This window comes from Maricaulis sp., from assembly GCF_048269565.1.
Lineage (GTDB): Bacteria > Pseudomonadota > Alphaproteobacteria > Caulobacterales > Maricaulaceae > Maricaulis.
The window spans coordinates 70,382-91,267 of sequence record NZ_JBLXIK010000007.1 but is presented as its reverse complement, the minus strand read 5'-3'; the positions used below and the strand labels follow the sequence as shown (position 1 = coordinate 91,267).

The following is a 20,886-nucleotide window of genomic DNA, read 5'->3' as shown; positions in this document are numbered from 1 at the left end:
GCGTCACACCAGCCGGGGCATCATCGGGGTAGTTGAATGGACGTAAAAATCGTCTCGATCGGGGACATCGACGACAGGATGGTCTCGCAATGGAACGCCTGGGCTGCGCCCGGCGGCCAGCTGACGAGCCCCTATCTGCGGTTCGAGTTCACCCGCTGCGTTGCGCGCGTGCGGAACGATGTCCGCATCGCCGTGTTCGAGGACCAGGGTGAGATCACCGGCTTCTTCCCGCATCATGCCGCCCGTGAGGGCGTCGTCCGCCCGATCGGCGCACCGATGAGCGACTACCAGGGCATTATCGCCGCGCCCGGCCGGCAGCACGCGCCAAAGGCCGTGCTCGCCGCCAGCCGCAGTTCGGCACTGGTGTTCGACAATTGGGTCGGGCCCGGCCTTGATAATGATCCGGCGGTGCGCTGTCGCGACGCCTCGGCCATTGTCGATCTGGCTGCCGGCGCTGACGCCTATTTCGCTGCCCAGCAGGCTGAATTCCCCTCACACTTCCGCAAGACAGCGCGGCTGCAGCGAAATGCCGGGCGCGATCACGGACCGGTCCGCGTTGAGCTCGGCGATCCGGACGGGCGTCTGTTCGAAGCCCTGCGCAACTGGAAACAGGCGCAATACCGCGACACCGGCAAGCTCGACGTATTCGGGATTGACTGGGTCCAGGCTGTGTTGGCCGATCTGCGCGCCCATGAAGGCAGCGAGTTTGGCGGCCTGACCGCCGCACTCTGGTTCGGCGACCGGCTCGCCGCCGTCGAGTTCGGCCTCGCCGCTGGCGGTGTCTATCACTCCTGGTTTCCGGCCTATGACCCGGAACTGGCGAAATACTCACCCGGCCTGTTGCTGATGCAGGGCCTGTTCAGACAGCTCGGCAGCCGCAACATCACCCGTGTCGATCTCGGCGGCGGCGATGCCCAATACAAGAAATACTATCGCAGCCATGAAGTGCCGCTCTATCAGGGCCGGGTCCTGTCCACCGGACTGGCCGCACTGGGCATTCGCAGCTGGGAGCTGGCCGAAGCGGCGGCCCGGGTCATGCCGGAACGCATTGCCGAGATTCCGGTGCGCCTGCGCCGGCGCTGGGCCCAGGCCTCGGCCTTCGAATCCGGCCTGCCACCGCGCCTGGCCAGCATGGCACGGGCGCTGTCGCTCTAGCCGCGAAAGTCGAACAGGCGGCGCCCCTCGGCGAAATTGCGGATCAGGTAGACAGCGGGCGTATCCAGGGCCGCGACCAGGATCTTGATGATGATCTGACCCAGGATCAGGCTGCCGATCAGCTCCGGCGGCATGGCACCGGCGAATCCTGCGGTGATGAAGATGACGCTGTTGAGCGCCTGCGACACCATGGTCGAGATATTGTTGCGGAACCAGAGCCGGTTCTTGCCCGCATCGCGCCGCTGGAAAAAATGGAAGATCATGACATCGGTGACTGCGCTGACGCCAAAGGCCACCATGCCGGCAAAATTGAGCCGATTGCCGCTCGACATGATCGAGACAAAGGCCTCCTGCCGCTCGGCCGTCCAGCCGCCAGCCACCGAAATGAAACCGAACACCTCCTCGGCATAGAGCGCGTAGAGGATCAGCACGATCACCAGGATGCGCAGCAGCAGGCCGATCAAGACGACACAGAGCGCGTAGGTGCGCCCCCAGACTTCGCTGATCACGTCGGTGGCCAGATAGGTCAGCCCGAAGGCGATCGTGCCGGCCGGCACCAGCACGGAGAGGCTGCCAAAATGGAATTGCTGGATCTTCACCGACGTCATCGCGGCGAGCACCAGCGAGACCATGAACAGGCCGACGCAAAAGATCAACGTTGCAGTCTTGCGTGTCAGGCGGTCGGCATCGTGAAGGTCCCGCTGCAACTCCCTGCCCATTTCGCGCGCACTCCAGATCAACCTCGGCGGGTATGGCCGACACCTGGGGCAGGCTAGAATATTTGGGCAGGGCTGGCCATTGAGTTTTTTCGCCGCCGGCCGTGCCTAGACTGCCGCCCGGCTGCGGAAGGCCGCAGCGAGCGTGCCGTCATCGAGATAGTCGAGCTCGCCGCCCACCGGCACACCGCGCGCCAGCGAGGTGACGGACACACCCGTGGGCTGCAGCTTGTCGGCGAGATAATGCGCCGTCGTCTGGCCGTCGACCGTGGCGTTGAGGGCCAGAACGATCTCGGAAATCTCGTCGCGCGCCGCGCGTTCGATCAGCTTGGCGATGTTGAGATCCTCGGGGCGGACACCGTCGAGGGCCGAGAGCACGCCGCCCAGAACATGATAACGCCCCTTGAAGGCCCCGGCCCGCTCCAGCGCCCACAGATCGCCAACCGTCTCGACGACACAGATTGCTGCCGGTTGCCGGCCCGGCGAGGCACAGACAGCGCAGGGGTCGGTGACATCGAGATTGCCGCATTCGCTGCAGGCGCCGATCTTGTCGGCGGCATCGCCGAGCGCTTCGGCCAGCGGGCGCATCAGGCTGTCACGCTTGCCGAGCAGGTGCAGCGCCGCCCGCCGTGCCGAGCGCGGCCCCAGGCCGGGCAGTTTGGCCAGCAGGGCCATCAGGCGTTCGATTTCGGGTCCGGCAGAGGCGGTGCGCATCAGGTCAGCTCCAGTCGGCTCAGCCGGGCATGGACATGCCGGGGGGCAATTGCAGACCGCCAGCGGCCTCTTTCATCACCTCCTGCTGCAGCGCATCCATCTTGCGCTTGGCATCATTATGGGCGGCCATCACCAGATCCTCGATAACCTCGCCTTCGGTCGGGTCGAGCAGGGAGGGGTCGATCGACAGCGCCCGCATCTCGCCCTTGCCGCTCAGCGTCATCGTCACCAGGCCGGCACCGGCCTCGCCGATCACCTGGCTGGCGGCGAGTTTTTCCTGCGCCTCGGTCATTTTCTGCTGCATGGCCTGCGCCTGCTTCATCAATCCCATCAAATCGGTCATGCGCGATTCTCCGCTTGGCTGGTGTCATCAGTGTCGTCGGGTCGGGCGGCTTCGATGACACGCACGATCTCGGCGCCCGGGAAGAGCCGCATCGCCTCTTCCACCGCCGGATCACTGCGCACCGCCGCCATTCTTTCCTGCTTGCCGCGCTGGCGCCGTTCCGACCAGGTCTCGCCGCCCTTGGCATTGGCATCGGCGAGGATCATCCAGCGCGTCTCGGTCCATTCCTGCAGGCGCTTCGACAGGCGTTGCGCCAGATCGGACGGCGCGTCCTCGGCCGGCTGATAGGTCATCGCACCCGGCTTGAACGAGACCGGGCGCACACAGCGCTCGACATCAAGCTGGAGGATGATATCGCGCCGTTCCTGCAGCATGGCGATCAGCTCTTCGAAACTGGCCGGCCCCTGTGCCATGGCCAGCGGCTCGGCGGCGGCTTCCGCGACAGGGACCGCCGGCATCACGGCACCGGAACTGGCCGGCGCAGCGGCCGGCTCAGGCTTTCCCGGCGCCTCCCTGTCCGGCGCAGCCGGTGGCTGGCTGGCGAGCAGGCGGGCCGCGTCTTCCGGCGGCGGCAGCATCGAGGCGGCGACCAGACGCAGCAGCGTCATCTCGGCAGCGGCAAGCGGGTCAGGCGCCTTGCGGACATCCTCCAGCCCGGTCAGCAGCAATTTCCACAAACGGGTCAGCTGGGCCAGGCTCTGGCTTTCGGCAATCGCCGCGAGGCGCTGCACCGTATCGGCCGCCTCTCCGAGATCAGCCCCGGACCCGACCGCCTTCACGCGCGAAATCGCATGAACATAGTCGAGCAGATCGCGGGTGATGACGACGGGGTCACCGCCGGCATCATAGAGTGAGGTCAGTTCGCTCAGCGCATCGCTGGTCCGCGCCCCGAGCGCGTGTTCGAGCAGGTCGAGAACGCGGGCCCGGTCGGCCAGACCAAGCATGTCGCGGATCTGGGTCGCGGAAACGGGCCCGTCGGCCTCGGCGCCCTGGACGATGGCCTGGTCGAGCAGCGACAAGGCATCGCGCACCGAACCTTCGGCCGCGCGGGAGATCAGCGACAGGCCGTCGCGTTCGACCGAGGCTGATTCGAGGCCGCAAATGCGCTCGAGATGGTCGGTGAGCACGTCGCGGTCGATCCGCTTGAGATCGAAACGCTGGCAGCGCGACAGCACCGTCACCGGCACCTTGCGGATCTCGGTGGTGGCGAAAATGAATTTGGCGTGCTCGGGCGGTTCCTCCAGCGTCTTCAACAAGGCGTTGAAGGCGGAGGTCGAGAGCATGTGGACCTCATCGATGATGTAGACCTTGTAGCGCGCCGATACCGGGGCGTAGCGCACGCCCTCGAGGATCTCGCGGATATCGCCGACACCGGTGCGCGAGGCGGCATCCATCTCCATCACATCGACATGGGCCGAGCGGGCGATGGCGTCGCAATGCTCGCCGCGGACATCGAGCTTCATCGAGGGCTGGTTGATCTCCGCATTGCGGAAATTCAGCGCCCGCGCGATCAGGCGCGCCGTCGTCGTCTTGCCGATCCCGCGTACGCCCGTGAGCATGTAGGCATGAGCGATGCGGCCGGCGGCGAAGGCATTGGTCAGCGTGCGCACCATGGCTGCCTGGCCGATCAGGTCTTCAAAAGTGTCGGGACGGTATTTGCGCGCCAATACCTGGTAGCCGGGGACGGGGCCGGCCTGGGGCAGATCGAGCCCCGGCATCAGCGCCTCCGCTGCGCCTGTCTCGTCGGATGGCAGCGGCGTATCGTCCATATCGGCTCGCTTGGCTGAGGTTCGGGGGCCTGAGAATCGATAACCTGAAAATCAAAGACCCGAGAATCGGGCTGCGCGGCGGCCAAACGCGCCTGATGCGCGTGGAAGCCAGATGCGCGTGGAAGACCGGACAGCGACCCGTGCGAAACTCGTTACGGCTGCTTCCTTCCGGACCTGACCGGGTTGGCGAGGCGCGCGTCCACCGCCGATCTTCCACGGTCTATATCGCAAGCCGGGCGTCGCGGTGCAAGTCGTGCCTTCACTGTTGGCGGTGAAAACTGCCCTCGCCCATGCGCGCGGCCGCATCGAGAAACAGGGCATGGTCGTCGAGCACGGCAATCAGCGCGTCATCGCCGCCCGAAGAGACCAGTAAATCGCGCCAATAGCTGGTGACCCGGGCCTGGGTCTCGAGCCAGTCCCGTACGGCCAGATCGGCCTCTCCGGTCCGGATTTCCGCGCAGTGATCCTGGCTGTATTTCATCATCGGCATCCTCCTGCCGCGCAGTGTAATTGCGAATCGTTCGCAAAATCAAGCGCGCCTGCGATGAAATATTCGACAGGTCGCAACATCTTGATAGGCTTGCCTGACCGGCACAGCCTGCCACCCCGCCGCGCATCGGAGATCTGCCTTGACCGATATGAGCCTGACCTGCATGGGCGCCGCCGGGACGGTGACCGGCTCGCGCCATTTGCTCGAAGCCGATGGCAAGCGCATCCTGCTCGATTGCGGCATGTTCCAGGGCCGGCGCAATATCCGCACCCGCAATTGGGAGCCTTTCCCGGTTGCCCCCCACTCGATTGATTCAGTCGTGCTCTCGCACGCCCATATGGACCATTCCGGCTATGTGCCGCGCCTGATCCGCGACGGCTATGCCGGCGAAATCCTGTGTTCGCCGCCGACGATCGACCTGTGCGGCATCCTTCTGCCCGATAGCGGCTATCTGCAGGAACGCGACGCGGAATACGCCAACCGCAAGAAATTCTCGCGCCATGAGCCGGCGTTGCCGCTCTATACCGAGGACGAGGCGGAAGCCGCGATGGAGCGTTTCCGCGAGGTCGAGTTCAACACCGATACCGATCTGGGCCATGGCGCGCGCCTGAAGCTGCGCCGCGCCGGTCATATTCTCGGCGCCGCCACCGTCGAGGTGAAATGGCATGGCCGCACCATCGCCTTTTCCGGCGATCTCGGCCGCTATGATGACCCCGTCCTGTTCGATCCCGAGCCGATCGAACAGGCCGATTACCTGCTGCTGGAAACCACCTATGGCGACCGGCTGCACGAACAGGGCGATCCCGGCGAGCTGCTGGCCGACATTGTCGAGCGCACCACGGCGCGCGGCGGCACGGTGGTCATTCCCTCCTTCGCCGTCGGTCGGGCGCAGTTGCTGACCTATTATCTGTGGAAGATGAAAAAGGCCGGGCGGATCGGGTCCGTGCCCGTCTATCTCGACAGCCCGATGGCGATCAATGCCAGCGCCATCCTGCGCCACCATTTCGGCGATCACCGGATCACCGCCAGCGAGGCCGGCGAGATCGGCGACATGGTCAATTACGTGCGCCAGACCGAGGATTCCAAGGCCCTGACCATCGACAAAATGCCCAAGGTCATCATCTCCGCCAGCGGCATGGCGACGGGCGGGCGCATCCTGCATCACCTCAAATCCTACGCCCCGGATGCGCGCAACACGATCGTGATCTCCGGCTTCCAGGCACCGGGCACGCCCGGCGCGACTATTCTCGCCGGCGCTGACGATATCCGCATCCATGGCCAGCACGTCCCCATCCGGGCCGAGGTCGAGGAAATCTCGATGCTGTCGGCCCATGCCGATGCCAATGAGCTGATGCAATGGCTCGGCGGCTTCAAGTCACCGCCGCGCAAGACCTTCCTCGTCCATGGCGAGCCGGCCTCGTCGCGGGCGCTGCGCAGCCGGATCGAGCGCGAGCTGGGCTGGTCCTGCGAGATTCCCGGCCATCTCGATCGCTTCGACCTCTAGCTCCCGGCGCCCCGTTGAAGCGCCGGTTCAACCGCTGTAAGCCTGCGCGGCACGTCGCTGCCCCAACCGGATATTGCCATGAGTGACCGTTCCGTCCTGATCAACCGCCCACCGCTCGTCTTCGCCGGCTCACCGCTCGATCGCGGCGAGCGCCTGCGCCGGGATGCCGCCGAGCTCGCCGCCCAGGCGGATCGCGAGAATGCCTGGACGATGGTGCTGTTTCGCGGCCTGCCGGGGATCGCGGAAGGCAGCGGGCTGGCCTGGCTCAAGCTTGACGAGTGCGAGCGGCTCTACGGCCCGGCGCTGATGCAGCTCTACCTCGGTGAATTGCGCGGCGATCCGGTATTTGCCACCGAACTGGCCCAGGAACCGCCTGCCGAGGCCGCGATCGCCTTCATGGATGCCCGTCAGGCGGCGATGGCGCTGAGCCAGAGCGAAGCCGCGATCTTCGCCCACGCCAAGGCGTTGTTCGCCTGGCATGACCGCCACGGCTTCTGCGCCAATTGCGGCCAGGCGACCGAGGTCGTGTCTGGTGGTGCCAAACGGGTCTGCGGCGGCTGCGAGGCCGAGCATTTCCCGCGCGTCGATCCGGTAGTGATCATGCTCGCGATTGATAGCGAGAACTGCCTGCTCGGACGGCAGGCAAGCTGGCCACCGGGCATGTGGTCAGCGCTGGCCGGCTTTGTGGAGCCGGCGGAGACCATCGAAGAGGCCTGCGCCCGCGAGCTGCAGGAAGAATCCGGCGTCATCGCCGACATTGCCGCCATCCGCTATGTCATGACCCAGCCCTGGCCCTTCCCCTCCTCGCTGATGATGGGGCTGGTCGCACCGGTCACCCATGCCACGGTCACGGTCGACGAGAATGAGCTGGAGGATGCGCGCTGGTTTTCGCGCGAAGAGGTCCGCGCCATGCTCGAGGGCCACCATCCCGAGGCGACAGTGCCACCTTCCGTCGCGATCGCCCGGCGTCTGATCGAATTATGGGCCGACGGCGAAATCTGAGACCCGCCGGCAGACTGGAACCGGCGCAAAAGAAAAGGGCCGCGCGCTGGTGCGCACGGCCCTCACCTGTGGTCTCACCGGCGTGATTAGCCGCCGAAACGACGGACATAGCTGACGCCGAAGACGTCGGCATCGCCGCCATCATAGTCGAACTTGGTGTAGTCGAAGCGGACGCCATTACGGCCGTCGAACAGATACTCGCCACCCACGCCGTAAGCCCAGGCGTCCGAGTCGGCGCTGACGGTATAGCCAGGAACGCTCGCATCGACCTGGGAGTCGGTGTAGCCGGCGCGCAGGAAGACATTGCCGTTTTCATTGCTGAAGGCACGGACGACGCCGAAGACGCCAACAGCGTAGTCGAGGCTGACATCAACAGGCGTGCCGAGCACGGTCACGCTGTCGTCGCCAATACCGATATTGGCCTGGCCTTCGACACCGAAATACTGGTTGAAGTCATAGCGGCCACGAAAGACCACCGAATCGAGATCAACGCCGTCACCGCTGAAGCGCTCATAGCCGGCGCCGAGGGTGTAGCTTGTGTCCTGGGCGTGCGCGACAGAGCCGAGCGCGAGCGCCGAGAGGGAAGCAGCGATAATGGAACGCATCATGGGAAATTAACCTCAGGTTACATATTAGTAATACACGCGATATGCGTGCCATCGAGGCTGGTGATTTCGGCCCGCATTCGGGCGCTTTCAAGGCACCAAATGTGGCGCTACCGTGGCAAATACAGCGCGCCGCGCGACGGGCGGGGAAAGACGGTCTGCGCGCGTTATGGAAGTGGGCGGTGATGACGCCGGACGCAAGGGACGCCCCGATATCGGCAACAGCGTCGCGGCAGCGGCCCCTTGCGTCGCCATACCGCATGCACAAGAACGCTCTAGGCTGTTGCCTGCAAGCGCGGCGCATGCCAAACACGGCTCCAACTTTCGGCTAAATCGTAACGGGGGCGTCGATGGGCGATCTCTTCTTCAACAAGATTGCTGGCGTCGTTATCGGCGGCATTCTGATCATCCTGGTCATCACTGAACTCGGCCACATGCTGGTAAAATCGCATGCGCCCGAAGAGCTGACTGTCGAGAACACCATCTATCCGGTGGACTGGGCCGCGCTCGAAGGCGGTCCCGCATCCGCCGGGGAAGCTGTCGTCGAAGGCCCGACCGATTACGGTCTGCTTCTGGCCGCCGCTGACGCCGGTGCCGGCGAGCGCATCGCCCGCCGTTGCCAGGCCTGTCACACATTCGAAAATGGCGGCGCCGATGGCACCGGCCCGCACCTGTGGGGCGTTGTCGGACGCGCAGTCGCCTCGGCCGCGGGCTTCAGCTATTCCGGCGCCCTGAACGAACTGGGTGGCAGCTGGGGCTATGAAGAGCTCGATGCCTTCCTTGAGCGTCCGGCCGGCTACGCGCCCGGCACCAACATGACCTTTGCCGGTCTGCGCAATGAAGAACAGCGCATGGATCTCATCGCCTATCTGCGCAGCCTGTCCGACTCGCCGATGGCGCTGCCGGATCCTTTGCCTGCCCCTGGCGAGGCGATGGATGCCGAAGCGATCGAAACCGCGATGGATGACGCTGCAACGCAAGCAGACGCTGCCGTCACGGACATGGTCGATGCCGTCGAGCCGGTCGACATGCCGGACGGCGACATGGCGGCTCCCGAAGACCAGCCTGCGGAAGATACGGGCCACTAGCCCCACCCGCCTCCAATCAGAAAAGGCCTCCGGAACCCACGTTCCGGAGGCTTTTTTCTGCCTGCCAGGGAGCCGGCCTCAAGCGGGCCGGAAGATATGCCGCACCGGCGCATGTCCCTCGCGGATGCGCGCTTCGGCGCGCTCGAAGGGCTCCAGCGTCACCTCCATCCAGTGCCCGTTGGCATGCAGCAGATGCTCGCTATCGGTCATGATCCCGACATGGCCCGGCCAGAACACGACATCGCCGCGCCGGCGCTCCGGATCGGCCGTGACATCGGTCCAGATCGCACCGAGACGGGCCTCCTGCTGATCGCTGTCGCGCGGCACAGCCTGGCCCGTTGCCAGCAATGCCATCTGCACCAGGCCCGAGCAATCCAGCCCGAGGCTCTCCTTGCCGCCCCACAGATAGGGCGCGCCAAGAAAGGACTCGGCCACCGCCACGAAATCATCCGCCCGCTCATCGAGCGGACCACAATGACCGGTGAACACCCAACCCAGCCCGACCGCCTCGACAAAGCGGCCCTCGCGACGGCCGGCGCGGAATGTGCAGTTCAGGCTGAGCAGGAGATTGGGCTCGGATTTGAGATCGGCCTCGCTGAAAGCATAGGTGCGCAGCGCGGTGACGCGATGATCGACCGCCTCGACCGCCTCGCTCAGGGCGAGCAGCTCGACCCAGCCGACAAAGCCGTCAGCGCGGGAATAGCCCCAGCCCCAGCCATCCTTCTCCTCGAGCAGCGCAAAGACATCGCCGGCCAGCAACTGGTCATCCACGGCGCCCTGCGGGTCCGGGGTGCGGCGGATCGCAACCGAGGCGGCAATCGCCTGGCGGTCAACCGGTTCGACAAAGCGCTCCGCCTCGACCTGCCCTTTCAGATGGGCTGCAGCGAGATCGGGGCGGGCGGGCGTGAGGCGGGGATCCAGGGTGGACACGTAGAGGTCTCCTCGGCGCGGTGGGCGACGGTTTCGCCATAATCGTACAGAAAGACGGCGCCTTTGACAGTGCGGTGAATCGAGACATCGCGCCGGTCAGCCAGATCGCGCTTGCGCCGGATGAAGCCGAGACGTTCAAGCACATCCAGCCCGCGCGTCACCGCCGGTTTGGGCAGGTCCAGCGCCCGCGCCAGTTCGCGCACGGCATGCGGTCCGGGGCGCATGAATACGGCCAGCAGCAAGGCGAATTGCCGTGCCGTCAAGTCGGCCGCAGCGCCGCGCACGGCGTCGGCCGACACCCGTCTCATCATTTCAAGCGAAGTCATCGCCTGTGACGCCATGCTGCAACCCCGACACCGAAAGTCTGTTCGGCTGTCAGTCTAGGAAGCGCTGTTTGAGCATTTGGTAAACGGCGCGTGCGCCCTGCATCTCGCCGCCCTTGGGCCGGCCGGGACGATCCTTCAGATTCCAGCCGAAAATGTCGAAATGCACCCAGGGCGTGGTGCCGACGAAACGGCGCAGGAACAGAGCCGCCGTGATCGATCCGGCCAGCGGCATGGCGGCACTGTTGACGATGTCGGAGATATCGCCCTCGATCTCGCGCTCATAACCATCCCAGAGCGGCATGCGCCAGACCGGGTCACCGACCGCATTGCCGGCCGTAAAGATCTCGGCCGCCATCGCATCATCGCCGGTGTAGAAGGGCATGACTTCCGGCCCCAGGGCGACACGGGCCGCCCCGGTCAAGGTCGCGAAATCGAGCAGGAGTGCGGGCTTGTCCTCGACGGCCCGCGCCAGGGCATCGGCGAGCACCAGGCGTCCCTCGGCGTCGGTATTGTCGACCTCGACACTGATCCCCTTGCGCGAGACCAGGATATCGCCGGGCCGGAAGGCATCGGCGCCCACCGCATTCTCCACCGCCGGGACGAGCAGGTGCAGCCGTACCGGCAATTTCGCCGCCATCACCAGCTGCGCCAGCGCCATCGCATTGGCAGCCCCGCCCATATCCTTCTTCATGAAGCGCATGCCGGCTGCAGGCTTGAGATCGAGACCGCCGCTGTCGAAACACACGCCCTTGCCGACCAGCGACAGGCGTGGGTGCGCCGCATCGCCCCATTCCAGCTCCAGCAGGCGCGGCGCCTCACCGGCCGCACGGCCGACGGCGTGGATCATCGGATAGTTCTGCTTCAGCAACGCATCGCCCTTGGTAACACTCACCTTGGCGCCATGGACCTTGGCCAGCTTGCGGAAAGCCGCCTCCAGCCCCTCCGGCCCCATGATGTCGGCCGGCGAATTGATCAGGTCGCGCGCCAGCATCACCGCCGAGGCAATCGCATTGATTTCGGTGGCGTCGGCACCGGCCGGCGGCACCAGGCGGGCCGGCTCGCGTTCGGCCGCCTTGAACAGGGTGAAGCGATAACTGCCCAGCGCCCAGGCCAGCGAGACCTGGTCGGGATCAAGGCTGTCGGGCATGTCCTCGATCTGCCAGTCCCCGGCCGGCAGGCCAAAGGCCGCGGCGCCGAGCGCGAAGGCGTCCTCCCCGGAGCCGACCCCGAACAGGGCCCCGCAGATACTGTCCGAAGGCAGCAGCACGATCTGGCCCGGCTTGGCGGCAAACCCGGCCGCAAGCGGGCGTTCGGCGGCCGGCAGCTGGGCGATCACCTCGTCGCACCGGGACTGGGTGACCAGGCGGACGGTCCGGGCGGTGGCGGACGACGAGAATAAGGCGTTCATGCGATAAACCTTCCCTGTGGGATCACGGCGCGCCCGGACCGGCGCAGCCCTTTTGTATTAACGCATTCTTGACCGGGCAGGCGCAGATTCAAGTGAGCCTCACAGTGAATGGTCCGATCATGCGCATTTCAAGCCTGCTCCTCCCCCTCGCCGCCCTGGCCGTGACCGGCTGCGCCACCACCGCGCGCACCGCCGATGAACAGGCCCTCGCCGTCGAGCTGGACTCACGCAGCATCGTACCGGCAACCTCACAGGAACGCACGGCCATCCGCAGCCAGGACATGCTGACCCAGGCGACCTTCTGGGCCGAAGCGCACGAGCTCAACCCGTCTGACTTGGAAGCGGCCTATGAATTGTCCAATGCCCTGCGCCAGCTCGGCAATCCGCAGCGCGCGATTGAGATCGCGCAACAAGCCCTCGCCCTGCACCCGGACAGTCCGCAATTGCTGCTCGCCTATGGCACCGCCCTGACCTCGACGGGGCGCGGCACGCGCGCAACGGAATCGCTGCAGCGCGCCGCCCAGGCCGACCCGACCAACTGGCGCATCCTCAACACCCTCGGCATTGCCCATGAACAGGGTGGGCAATCGGAGCGGGCGCGCGAATATTTCCGCCAGGCCCTCGCCCTGTCCCCGAGTGAACCATCCGTGATGTCCAATCTGGCACTGTCCTACGCCCTGTCCGGAGAGGCGGAGACCGCCGAACGCATGCTGCGCGAAGCCATGATCCGGCCCGGAGCCGAAGCGGCCGTGCGCCAGAATCTGGCGCTGGTCATCGCGCTGCAGGGCCGATTCAATGAAGCTGAAGAAGTGGCACGCTATGATGTCACGCCGGCGATGGCGCAGGCGAATATGGCCTATGTCCGCGCCATGCTGACCTCGCGCCGCAGCTATGATTCCCTGCGCGGCGACTGAGGCGCGGCAGCCCGGCCGCGTGTAGCTAATTGAATCAGTGTTCCGTCACCGGCACCGGCGGCGGCGGTGGTGGCGGCGCGATGTCGGCGTCGTCCATTTTCTTGAGCGGGAAGTCCTTGCGCAGCAAAGGCGTCACCATGGTGTGGTCGAAGCGGAAATCCTCGACCAGGACCCGCATCTCCGTCGGAGCCTTACCGCCCTTGGAGGCTTCGCTGGCGCGATAGAGCGCGTAGAGGCGCAGGTAATTCTTGTCGTCGCGGCCCATCGACGTGTCATCGAGCCGCGAACAGACATTGATCAGCTTCTGGATTCCCTGTCTGTGACGTCCCGATTTGAGCTCGATCATCGCCGTGGCGAGATCAACCTTCCAGCCCATGTCAGCGAAATGCGTCTTGGGGGCCGCAGACAATTCCTTGCGGGCACGCGCAACATCATCGTCAGCGATCGCGGCCATGGCTGCAGCCACGGCCTGATCCGCTGCCTCGATCTGTTCACGGAGCTTGTCCGCCGATTTGCGCCCCGAAAACATCGGTTGTGTCCACCTGTCCAACATGGGCCTCGCTATTCAAATAGCGCGCCAAACCGTTTCCGTCACATGCTATTGAAGCGAATGATGGCGGGTCCGAGGATAACCACGAACAGCACGGGCAGGAAGAACACAATCATCGGCACTGTCAATTTGGCAGGCAGGGCGGCCGCTTTTTTCTCGGCATTGGCCAGCCGCATGTCGCGATTTTCCTTCGCCATCACCCGCAGGGCCTGCCCCAGCGGCGTGCCGTAACGCTCGGCCTGGATCAAGGAGGTACACACCGCCTTGACGCCGGGGTGATTGGTGCGCTTGGCGAGATTCTCATAGGCGATACGGCGGTCCGGCAGGTAGGCCAGCTCCGCCGTGGTCAGCGACAATTCCTCCGCCAGTTCAAGCGACTGGCTGCCGATTTCGGATGCGACCTTGTGGAAGGCCGCCTCGATCGACATCCCCGCCTCGACGCAGATCAGCAATAGGTCCAGCCCGTCGGGAAAGGAGCCCATGATCGATTGCTGGCGATTGGCGGCAGCATTGGAGAGATAGACATTCGGCGCGTAATAGCCGAGCAGGCCAAAGCCGAGCGAGAAACAGACCCGGGTGATCGTCGGCAGGCCGAAATCATTGATCATGAAGACATAGAAAAGCGCCCCGGCCAGCAGGATGAAGGGCATGGTCAGGCGGAAGAAATAAAAGGTGACCGCCGGCCGGTTGCCGCGAAAACCCGCCTGTTGCAGCTTCATCTGCAGCGCCGGATCCTCGAAGGCCTTCTGCAGATTGAGCGAGTCGACGACCTTGCGCATGATGCCCCTGGCCTCAACGCTGCGGATCGAATTGCCGCCCTTGCCCCGCGCATTGACTTCAAGCTGTTCGCGATTGCGGCGGCGAAGCTCCTCGCGGCGATTGCGCACCGACTTGACGCGCTTGTCGAGATTGTCGCCGCCCATCATCGGCCCGGCCAGGGTGACGATGGTGGCGAAGACGAGGATCGCCGAGACCGCCATGACAAGCATTTCGGGGTCGGTCAGAAAATCGCGGATGTCGTTGAAGCTGATGCCGAACATGTCCATCGCCTCACATCTTGAAATTGATCATGCCGCGCATGACGAAAATCCCGATCGCCATCCAGGTGGCACCGCCCAGCAGCATCAGCTGCCCGGTCGGGTGCACGAACATCTGGCTCATATAGTCCGGCGTCGTGGCATAGACGATGGCCAGCACGCCCGGTGGCAGTGAGCCGATGATAAAGGCCGAGGCCTTGGCTTCGCCGGAGAGGGCATCGATCTTCTCGCGCATCATGCGGCGCGCCCGCAACACGCCGGACAGATTGCCCAGGGTCTCGGCGAGATTGCCGCCGGTCTTCTGCTGGATGATCAGGACGGTGCGGAAGAAGTTCAACTCGGGCAGCGGCATGCGCTCGCACATCTTCTCGAGCGCGTCCTCAAGCGATTGGCCGACGCGCAGGCCCTCGGTCAGCAGCTGGAACTCCGACGCGATCGGCTCGGGCGATTCGCGGGCGATGATGTTGAGGCACTCGTTCAGCGGCAGGCCGGATTTGACGCCGCGCACGATGATGTCGATCGAATTGGCGAATTCGCCGGTGAACTTGCCCTGGCGGCGTCCGCGCAGCAGACCCAGCGTCCAGCGCGGCAGGCCCAGCCCGGACACCATGGCGATCCCGGCCGAGACGAGCAGGCTCTGCCCGGTGACCAGCGCAATCAGCAGGCCGGTCACGCCCATGCAGGCCGATGCGATCCAGAACACGGTCGGGGTGAAATCCATCCCGGCCTGCTGGATACGCGCCTTCAGCGTGATCGCCTTCTTGCGGATATCCTTCTGGCGCTGCTCCATGTCCTTGAGCGAATCCTGGACCTGGCGCTTGCGCTGGGCAGCGCTGTCGAGGGTCGCGCCCTGACGCTTGCCGCGCGTCGTGCGTCCACCGACCGCCCGGTCGAGGCGCTTTTTTGACTGGGCATCGCCCATCGCACCCAGCGTCACCCAGCCGACACCGCCAACGGCGAAGAAGGCGGCTGCGGCGGCCAGGATGAAGGCGAAATCGGGACTCATGCTCAGGCCTCCGACGCGTCGAGAGCTTCAGCGAGTTCGCGATCGAGGCCGAAGTAGCGGGCGCGATCCCAGAATTTCGGACGCGCAATACCGGTCGAGACATGGCGGCCGGAGATGCGGCCATCATCATCCTCGCCCTGGATCTCGTACAGGAAGAGGTCCTGCGTGACGATGACATCGCCTTCCATGCCGACCACTTCGGTGATGTGGGTGATCTTGCGCGAGCCGTCGCGCAGTCGCGCTGCCTGGACGATGACGTCGATCGAGCCGACGATCATCTCGCGGATCGTGCGGGCCGGCAGGTTGTAGCCACCCATGGTGATCATCGATTCAATCCGCGCCATGGCCTCACGCGGCGAGTTGGCGTGCAGCGTGCCCATCGAGCCGTCATGGCCGGTATTCATCGCCTGCAGCAGATCGAAGCTCTCCGGGCCGCGGACCTCGCCGACGATGATGCGTTCAGGGCGCATACGCAGACAGTTCTTGACCAGATCACGCATGGTGACCTCGCCGCTGCCTTCCAGATTGGGCGGCCGCGTTTCCAGACGCACCACATGCGGCTGTTGCAGCTGCAGCTCGGCGGCGTCTTCGCAGGTCACGACGCGCTCATCGAGCTCGATGAAACCGGTCATGCAATTGAGCAGGGTCGTTTTACCGGAACCGGTACCGCCGGAGATCAGCACGTTACAACGGCTGGCACCGATGACGGCGAGCACCTTGGCGCCCTCGGGCGTGATCGAGCCGTAATTGACCAGATCCGGCATGGTCAGCTTGTCTTTCTTGAACTTCCGGATCGTCAGTGTCGGCCCATCAAGCGCCAGTGGCGGCGCGATGACGTTGACGCGGGAGCCATCGGCAAGACGCGCATCACAGATCGGCGAGCTCTCATCGACGCGGCGTCCGACCTGGCTGACGATGCGCTGGCAGATATTCATCAGCTGGGCATTGTCGCGGAAGCGGATATTCGTCTTCTCGACCTTGCCATTGACTTCGATGAAGACGGCATCGGCGCCATTGACCATGATGTCGGAGATGTCGTCGCGCGCCAGCAGGGGCTCGAGCGGGCCATAGCCGAGCACGTCATTACAGATGTCCTGGAGCAGTTGTTCCTGCTCGGCGATCGACATCGCAACATTCTTGATCGAGATGATCTCGGTGACGATATCGCGGATTTCCTCCGCCGCCGTCTCCTGGTCCAGGCGCGACAACTGCCCCAGATCGATGGTGTCGATCAGCGCGTTGAAGATCGTGGTCTTGATCGCATAATATTCTTCAGAGCGGCCGCCGGCGATTTCAACCGGTGCGCGGGCCGTGCGGGCCGCGGGTTTGGCGGCCGCTTTGGGAGCGGGTTTCGGGGCCGGAGCGGCCTCCTTGCGCGTGGCAGAGCTGGCGACAGGCGCAGCGCGGGGTTCGGCCCGTTTCGGGGCCGCGCCCGCCGGGGGCTGCGCAGGTTTGGGGCCGCCGGCCCGTTTGCCGAACATGACGCGCTAGCCTCCGAACAGTTTCGAGACGATGGACCGCTTGCGCAGCGGTGCGGCCGCGCGCCCGGTCACGAGACCGGCGAGGTGGGCAAAGCCGTCCGCAGCCTTCGATTTCGGGTCGAGCTCGTGGATCATCTGACCGTTATTGGCGGCCTTGCCGAACAATTGCGGCTCGAAGGGCAAGACCAGGGCGGGCTGGGTTCCCAGCGCATCGGCGAAATCCTTGACCGGAATTTCCGGGCGTTTCGGCATGCCGGCCATATTGACCACAACTTTCGGCAACTCATCGTTGGGACGGGCGCCGGCGATCAGGTCGAACAGGTTCTTGGCATTGCGCAAGGACGCCAGATCCGGCGTTACCGTCACGACCACCTGGTCGGCCGAGAGCAGGGTCTCACGCACCCAGGGCATCCACAAATGCGGCAGATCAAGCGCGACGAAAGGCGCCTGGCGGCGAACCTTTTCCAGCACCATTTCATATTCACTCGGCGAGAACTCCCAATCGCGGTCCAGCGTCGCCGGCGCCGAAAACAGACTCAGCCGCTCGGTACAACGCACCAGAAGCCGGTCGAGCAGCGCATCATCGAGCCGGTCCGGTTCGTTGAGGGCATCGCCCAGCGTCTGGGCCGGATCCTGGTTGAAATCGAGCCCGGCCGTGCCGAAGGAGAGATCGAGATCGACGAGCACCGCATCGGTCTGCAGCCCTTCCGACAGCGACCAGGCGCAATTATGGGCCACCGTCGAGGAGCCGACACCGCCCTTGGCGCCGATGAAGGCAATACTCTTGCCGGCAAAGGGCTGCTCGGGATCGAGGAACAGGTCGGAAATCGAGCGGATCAGATGCAGCGGCGTCATCGGTGGCACGAGATACTCGCTCACCCCGCGCTTCATCAGCTCGCGATAGAGGGCAATATCATTGGCGGCGCCGATGATGATGACCTTGGTTTCCGGGTCACAGACGCTCGCCAGCTCCTCGAGCTGTTCGAACAGGCCCTGGCCACGCATTCCCGATTCCACAATCAGCAGATTGGGCGTGGTGGCGTCATGATAACGTTCGATCGCTGCGGGCAGCCCGCCGAGCTCGACGCCGACATGCGCCTTGGCCAAGCGCCGGTCGCCCGCGGCATTGTGGACCAGCGCTCCGGTCTCGGGACGTTCGCAGAAGGCGGCAATCGTGATCCGCGGCACCGGTTGATCGGCAATATCACGATCGATCTCGCCGATCAGGGCCTCACCGGCCGGGATTGCGGCCTGCGATGCGATGAACTCGTCCTGCAGGTCGGCGAACTCGGCCTCGAGCGCATCCTGGGTCTGCGGTACCGCAGCGGGGGCCTCTGACTGATAGCTGTCCGTGAATTCGTCATGGCCGGGCTGTGAGCCGGCGCCGAAACGCCGGCTGCCGCGCTCGGCTTCAGGCGCGGCCTGGCGTGCGGCCGGAGCGGCAGGCGCCGCCGGCGCAGCCTCGCCCAGCATCAGGCGTTCGATGTCGGAAGCATCGAGAAACGGATCGTCTCCGTCCAGAATCGGGTCCCTGTTCAGGGCATGTTTTGCGTCAGCCATGATCGCTCCTTCCGCCCCTCAACTAATTGCCGACCGTGCTGACAGCGCCACTTTCATGGTCGCTGCGCTCACTGGTGGTGGATTCCCCGGCCCGGTAATGATCGAGCACCGTCTGACGGCGTCCGGCATCGGACGGACCCATATTGCGCGGCGCCACAAGATCGCGCGGGTCGCTGATCATCGCGGCCAGATTGGTGGCCAGCGAGCAGCCGAAACGCGCCGAGTGGTGATTGTCAAAATCGAAGCGCTGGTCCTCCCAGCCCTGCGGGCAGTCCGGCGCCACGGCGCGATAGCGGGTGAAGCTGAAAATCACCGCCGCATTGCCCTGCGAGCGCGCGTCATAGGCGCCACCGGCGATCTGGCGCCAGTCGAGCCCCTGTTCATAGAGATAGGTCCGGGCCTCGGCGATCGCGCCGATGGCTGCGTCTTCATTGTCGCCGCCCTGCGGATAGCTGATCACCAGCGGGCCGTGGCCGCGCACCTTGTATTCGGTCGCGATGGCGCGAAGCATGTCCTGCTGGGCCCAGGTCAGGCCGTTATCACGCGGATCGACCGGCATGTCGGCGCGGAAGGTCTCGGCGACGGCGGTCGCCTGCGGCAGATCAAGCCCGACCGGCGTCGTCGAGCAGGCAGCCAGCGTCATCGAGCCCAGAAGGGCGGCCAGAAGGCATTTAGCGCTGAGTTTCGACACGATCGGATACTCCACTAATCGAACAGGAAGCCAACGGGACCACTCCAGCGCCGCTCGCCGGTATCGGCGCCGGGCACGGAATAGATCCGGTTGATGCGGCCAAAGAGCAGGGCATCGAGCTCGTTGGCATTCTGATACCCGTCCGCCGGCGTTGCCAGGGCGGCCGGATTGGTCGGGTCAACCAGATAAGGCGTCACCAGGATGACCAGCTCGGTTTCCTGGTTGAGGAAGTCCCGCGAGCGGAACAGCGAACCGAGGATCGGCACATTGCCGATACCGGGCACCTGGTCGAGATTCTGGCGGGTCTCCTCACGGATCAGGCCGGCGAGTACCAGGCTGCCGCCCGAGGGCAGTTCGACCGTGGTTTCGGTGCGATTGACCGTCAGGCCCGGGATCGTCATGCCGTCGATCACCACCTGGTTGCCGGCGGCGTCGGTGGTCACTGTCTGGCTCAACACCAGCGAACCATCGGAGGAAAGCTCGGACACCTCGGTTGAGATGCGCATGCTGATGCGGCCTTCCGAGAGGACAACCGGCGTGAAGCCGAGCCCGACACCGAAAGGCTTGTATTCAATGATGACATTGCCGTCGCGGTCACGGCCGGTCGGCACGGGGAATTCGCCGCCAGCGAGGAAATTCGCCGATTCGCCGGTGATCGCGGTCAGATTGGGTTCCGCCAGGGTGCGCACCAGGCCGACACGCTCGAGCGCATTCAGGGTCGCACCGATCGAGCTCTGCAACACGCCATCGACCAGATTGTTGAGTGCCCCGCCCAGAACGAGGCCGCCCAGCGCACTGCCGGCGACGCCATATCCATTATCGGTGCCGACTGTGGTCGAGCTGGCATAGGAACCATCGGTGATGGTGTCGAAGACATTATTGCCGTTGGAGTCGACGACCGGAACGTCGAGCCCGTTGATGTTCTGGTAGCGCTGGACGCGGACCGGCGGCGAGAACTCGCCGAAATTCGTGGTCCCGTTCAGATTAACCCCGAGCTGACGCACGATGGAGCGCTGCATCTCGACGATGCGCACTTTCAGCATCACCTGGTCGCGGCCCTCGATGGTGACCATCGAGAGAATCTGCTCCGGAGTCTCGACCCAGCGCTGGGCGATGCTCAGCGCCGTATCGGCATCGACAGCGTTCGGCACAGAGCCCGACAGCACGATATGGTCGTTCATCGCCTCGGCCGTGACGCGGGCATTGGGCAAAAAGCGATCGAGCGATTCCTGCAGCGGGCCGAGATCGCGCTCGACGCGCAGATCGAGATCGAGAATCAGCTGGCCGTCGGCATCAAAGAAGAAGGCATTGGTCTGGCCCACCGCCATGCCGAGCAGATAGGCGCGGCGCGGGGTGCGGATCACCGCCTGCACCACCTCGGGATTGGTGACCATGATATCGGCCGCGTCGACAGGCAGATTGATCACGGCCGCCTTGCTCAGCGGCAGCAGCAGGCTTTCGGAGACCGGGCCATTGCCGGGCTCGCGGATATAGACCTGCATGGTGTTGCCACGCTCGCTGCCGGGCGCCTGCGCCAGGGCGGGCGCAGTCATCGCCAGTGCGGCGAACAGGAACAGGAAGCGGATCATCACCTCAG

21 protein-coding genes and 1 other RNA gene are annotated in these 20,886 nt (G+C 64.9%); 5 read left to right on the top strand and 17 right to left on the bottom strand.

Going from position 1 to position 20,886, the window contains the following annotated elements; all coding sequences use genetic code 11:
• The first annotated feature begins 36 nt into the window (after positions 1 to 36).
• The gene (locus ACN0YL_RS12690; protein ID WP_417490980.1) at positions 37 to 1,155 is read left to right on the top strand and encodes a GNAT family N-acetyltransferase; all 1,119 of its coding nucleotides are present in this window, start codon (positions 37 to 39) and stop codon (positions 1,153 to 1,155) included.
• On the opposite strand, the gene ACN0YL_RS12685 is transcribed toward ACN0YL_RS12690, so the two are convergent.
• The 6 genes from ACN0YL_RS12685 to ACN0YL_RS12660 form a co-directional block, all read right to left on the bottom strand.
• Positions 1,152 to 1,874, bottom strand: coding sequence for a queuosine precursor transporter (locus ACN0YL_RS12685; RefSeq protein ID WP_417498230.1), 723 nt, complete (start codon positions 1,872 to 1,874; stop codon positions 1,152 to 1,154). The genes ACN0YL_RS12690 and ACN0YL_RS12685 overlap by 4 nt on opposite strands.
• Positions 1,875 to 1,979: 105 nt before the next feature.
• Complete coding sequence (recR, locus tag ACN0YL_RS12680) at positions 1,980 to 2,585, bottom strand: recombination mediator RecR (protein ID WP_417468554.1); 606 nt, start codon at positions 2,583 to 2,585, stop codon at positions 1,980 to 1,982.
• 19 nt (positions 2,586 to 2,604) lie between these two features.
• On the bottom strand, positions 2,605 to 2,928 hold the full coding sequence (locus ACN0YL_RS12675; protein ID WP_417468553.1) for a YbaB/EbfC family nucleoid-associated protein: 324 nt from the start codon (positions 2,926 to 2,928) through the stop codon (positions 2,605 to 2,607).
• Positions 2,925 to 4,697, bottom strand: a complete 1,773-nt coding sequence (locus ACN0YL_RS12670) for a DNA polymerase III subunit gamma/tau (RefSeq protein ID WP_417490978.1) — start codon at positions 4,695 to 4,697, stop codon at positions 2,925 to 2,927. The genes ACN0YL_RS12675 and ACN0YL_RS12670 overlap by 4 nt, the downstream gene beginning before the upstream one ends.
• 117 nt (positions 4,698 to 4,814) lie before the next feature.
• An RNA gene (gene ffs / locus ACN0YL_RS12665) (signal recognition particle sRNA small type) lies at positions 4,815 to 4,912 on the bottom strand.
• Between the two features lie 44 nt (positions 4,913 to 4,956).
• Complete coding sequence (locus ACN0YL_RS12660) at positions 4,957 to 5,181, bottom strand: hypothetical protein (protein ID WP_417498229.1); 225 nt, start codon at positions 5,179 to 5,181, stop codon at positions 4,957 to 4,959.
• A gap of 154 nt (positions 5,182 to 5,335) precedes the next feature.
• On the opposite strand from ACN0YL_RS12660, the gene ACN0YL_RS12655 reads away from it, so the two are divergent.
• Together ACN0YL_RS12655 and nudC are read left to right on the top strand one after the other, a co-directional pair.
• Positions 5,336 to 6,691 carry an MBL fold metallo-hydrolase RNA specificity domain-containing protein gene (locus tag ACN0YL_RS12655; protein ID WP_417498266.1) on the top strand — a complete coding sequence of 452 codons (1,356 nt, stop codon included), beginning with the start codon at positions 5,336 to 5,338 and terminating at the stop codon, positions 6,689 to 6,691.
• 78 nt (positions 6,692 to 6,769) lie between these two features.
• Positions 6,770 to 7,693: an NAD(+) diphosphatase gene (gene nudC, locus ACN0YL_RS12650; RefSeq protein ID WP_417498228.1), complete on the top strand. Its 924-nt coding sequence runs from the start codon at positions 6,770 to 6,772 to the stop codon at positions 7,691 to 7,693.
• An 86-nt stretch (positions 7,694 to 7,779) separates the two neighbouring features.
• Here nudC and ACN0YL_RS12645 read toward each other — a convergent pair whose 3' ends face one another.
• A complete protein-coding gene (locus ACN0YL_RS12645) occupies positions 7,780 to 8,301 on the bottom strand; it encodes a porin family protein (RefSeq protein ID WP_417490975.1) in 522 nt (173 codons plus the stop codon).
• 347 nt (positions 8,302 to 8,648) lie between these two features.
• Between ACN0YL_RS12645 and ACN0YL_RS12640 the strand changes: the two genes are divergently transcribed.
• On the top strand, positions 8,649 to 9,386 hold the full coding sequence (locus ACN0YL_RS12640) for a c-type cytochrome (protein WP_417490974.1): 738 nt from the start codon (positions 8,649 to 8,651) through the stop codon (positions 9,384 to 9,386).
• Positions 9,387 to 9,464: 78 nt separating this feature from the next.
• On the opposite strand, the gene ACN0YL_RS12635 is transcribed toward ACN0YL_RS12640, so the two are convergent.
• The 3 genes from ACN0YL_RS12635 to ACN0YL_RS12625 are packed head-to-tail and all read right to left on the bottom strand — an operon-like array spanning position 9,465 to position 12,050.
• Complete coding sequence (locus ACN0YL_RS12635) at positions 9,465 to 10,316, bottom strand: C40 family peptidase (RefSeq protein WP_417498227.1); 852 nt, start codon at positions 10,314 to 10,316, stop codon at positions 9,465 to 9,467.
• Positions 10,256 to 10,642 (bottom strand): MarR family transcriptional regulator, encoded by a 387-nt coding sequence (locus tag ACN0YL_RS12630; RefSeq protein WP_417498226.1) that lies wholly within the window; start codon positions 10,640 to 10,642, stop codon positions 10,256 to 10,258. Before ACN0YL_RS12630 ends, ACN0YL_RS12635 begins: the two co-directional genes overlap by 61 nt.
• A gap of 49 nt (positions 10,643 to 10,691) precedes the next feature.
• Entirely contained in the window at positions 10,692 to 12,050 is a 1,359-nt protein-coding gene (locus ACN0YL_RS12625; protein ID WP_417498225.1) for a leucyl aminopeptidase family protein, read from the bottom strand.
• Between the two features lie 92 nt (positions 12,051 to 12,142).
• On the opposite strand from ACN0YL_RS12625, the gene ACN0YL_RS12620 reads away from it, so the two are divergent.
• Complete coding sequence (locus ACN0YL_RS12620) at positions 12,143 to 12,964, top strand: tetratricopeptide repeat protein (RefSeq protein ID WP_417498224.1); 822 nt, start codon at positions 12,143 to 12,145, stop codon at positions 12,962 to 12,964.
• Between the two features lie 34 nt (positions 12,965 to 12,998).
• Here the strand turns inward: ACN0YL_RS12620 and ACN0YL_RS12615 are convergent, their stop codons facing one another.
• The 7 genes from ACN0YL_RS12615 to ACN0YL_RS12585 all read right to left on the bottom strand — a co-directional run bounded on the left by ACN0YL_RS12615 (position 12,999) and on the right by ACN0YL_RS12585 (position 20,878).
• Positions 12,999 to 13,493, bottom strand: a complete 495-nt coding sequence (locus tag ACN0YL_RS12615) for a hypothetical protein (protein ID WP_417490970.1) — start codon at positions 13,491 to 13,493, stop codon at positions 12,999 to 13,001.
• A gap of 62 nt (positions 13,494 to 13,555) precedes the next feature.
• Positions 13,556 to 14,554, bottom strand: coding sequence for a type II secretion system F family protein (locus tag ACN0YL_RS12610; RefSeq protein ID WP_417490969.1), 999 nt, complete (start codon positions 14,552 to 14,554; stop codon positions 13,556 to 13,558).
• A 10-nt stretch (positions 14,555 to 14,564) separates the two neighbouring features.
• On the bottom strand, positions 14,565 to 15,557 hold the full coding sequence (locus tag ACN0YL_RS12605) for a type II secretion system F family protein (protein ID WP_417490968.1): 993 nt from the start codon (positions 15,555 to 15,557) through the stop codon (positions 14,565 to 14,567).
• A gap of 2 nt (positions 15,558 to 15,559) precedes the next feature.
• Entirely contained in the window at positions 15,560 to 17,038 is a 1,479-nt protein-coding gene (locus ACN0YL_RS12600) for a CpaF family protein (RefSeq protein ID WP_417490967.1), read from the bottom strand.
• A 6-nt stretch (positions 17,039 to 17,044) separates the two neighbouring features.
• Positions 17,045 to 18,598 carry an AAA family ATPase gene (locus ACN0YL_RS12595; protein ID WP_417498223.1) on the bottom strand — a complete coding sequence of 518 codons (1,554 nt, stop codon included), beginning with the start codon at positions 18,596 to 18,598 and terminating at the stop codon, positions 17,045 to 17,047.
• Between the two features lie 22 nt (positions 18,599 to 18,620).
• Entirely contained in the window at positions 18,621 to 19,289 is a 669-nt protein-coding gene (locus ACN0YL_RS12590) for a CpaD family pilus assembly protein (protein ID WP_417490965.1), read from the bottom strand.
• Between the two features lie 14 nt (positions 19,290 to 19,303).
• Positions 19,304 to 20,878, bottom strand: coding sequence for a type II and III secretion system protein family protein (locus tag ACN0YL_RS12585; protein WP_417490964.1), 1,575 nt, complete (start codon positions 20,876 to 20,878; stop codon positions 19,304 to 19,306).
• Positions 20,879 to 20,886 lie beyond the last annotated feature (8 nt).

Excerpts from the sequence above, each read along its gene's own strand:
- ACN0YL_RS12690 (WP_417490980.1), top strand. The coding sequence starts at position 37 with ATGGACGTAAAAATCGTCTCGATCGGGGACATCGACGACAGGATGGTC.
- ACN0YL_RS12685 (WP_417498230.1), bottom strand. The coding sequence starts at position 1,874 with ATGGGCAGGGAGTTGCAGCGGGACCTTCACGATGCCGACCGCCTGACA.
- recR (WP_417468554.1), bottom strand. The coding sequence starts at position 2,585 with ATGCGCACCGCCTCTGCCGGACCCGAAATCGAACGCCTGATGGCCCTG.
- ACN0YL_RS12675 (WP_417468553.1), bottom strand. The coding sequence starts at position 2,928 with ATGACCGATTTGATGGGATTGATGAAGCAGGCGCAGGCCATGCAGCAG.
- ACN0YL_RS12670 (WP_417490978.1), bottom strand. The coding sequence starts at position 4,697 with ATGGACGATACGCCGCTGCCATCCGACGAGACAGGCGCAGCGGAGGCG.
- ACN0YL_RS12660 (WP_417498229.1), bottom strand. The coding sequence starts at position 5,181 with ATGATGAAATACAGCCAGGATCACTGCGCGGAAATCCGGACCGGAGAG.
- ACN0YL_RS12655 (WP_417498266.1), top strand. The coding sequence starts at position 5,336 with ATGAGCCTGACCTGCATGGGCGCCGCCGGGACGGTGACCGGCTCGCGC.
- nudC (WP_417498228.1), top strand. The coding sequence starts at position 6,770 with ATGAGTGACCGTTCCGTCCTGATCAACCGCCCACCGCTCGTCTTCGCC.
- ACN0YL_RS12645 (WP_417490975.1), bottom strand. The coding sequence starts at position 8,301 with ATGATGCGTTCCATTATCGCTGCTTCCCTCTCGGCGCTCGCGCTCGGC.
- ACN0YL_RS12640 (WP_417490974.1), top strand. The coding sequence starts at position 8,649 with ATGGGCGATCTCTTCTTCAACAAGATTGCTGGCGTCGTTATCGGCGGC.
- ACN0YL_RS12630 (WP_417498226.1), bottom strand. The coding sequence starts at position 10,642 with ATGACTTCGCTTGAAATGATGAGACGGGTGTCGGCCGACGCCGTGCGC.
- ACN0YL_RS12625 (WP_417498225.1), bottom strand. The coding sequence starts at position 12,050 with ATGAACGCCTTATTCTCGTCGTCCGCCACCGCCCGGACCGTCCGCCTG.
- ACN0YL_RS12615 (WP_417490970.1), bottom strand. The coding sequence starts at position 13,493 with ATGTTTTCGGGGCGCAAATCGGCGGACAAGCTCCGTGAACAGATCGAG.
- ACN0YL_RS12610 (WP_417490969.1), bottom strand. The coding sequence starts at position 14,554 with ATGTTCGGCATCAGCTTCAACGACATCCGCGATTTTCTGACCGACCCC.
- ACN0YL_RS12605 (WP_417490968.1), bottom strand. The coding sequence starts at position 15,557 with ATGAGTCCCGATTTCGCCTTCATCCTGGCCGCCGCAGCCGCCTTCTTC.
- ACN0YL_RS12600 (WP_417490967.1), bottom strand. The coding sequence starts at position 17,038 with ATGTTCGGCAAACGGGCCGGCGGCCCCAAACCTGCGCAGCCCCCGGCG.
- ACN0YL_RS12595 (WP_417498223.1), bottom strand. The coding sequence starts at position 18,598 with ATGGCTGACGCAAAACATGCCCTGAACAGGGACCCGATTCTGGACGGA.
- ACN0YL_RS12585 (WP_417490964.1), bottom strand. The coding sequence starts at position 20,878 with ATGATCCGCTTCCTGTTCCTGTTCGCCGCACTGGCGATGACTGCGCCC.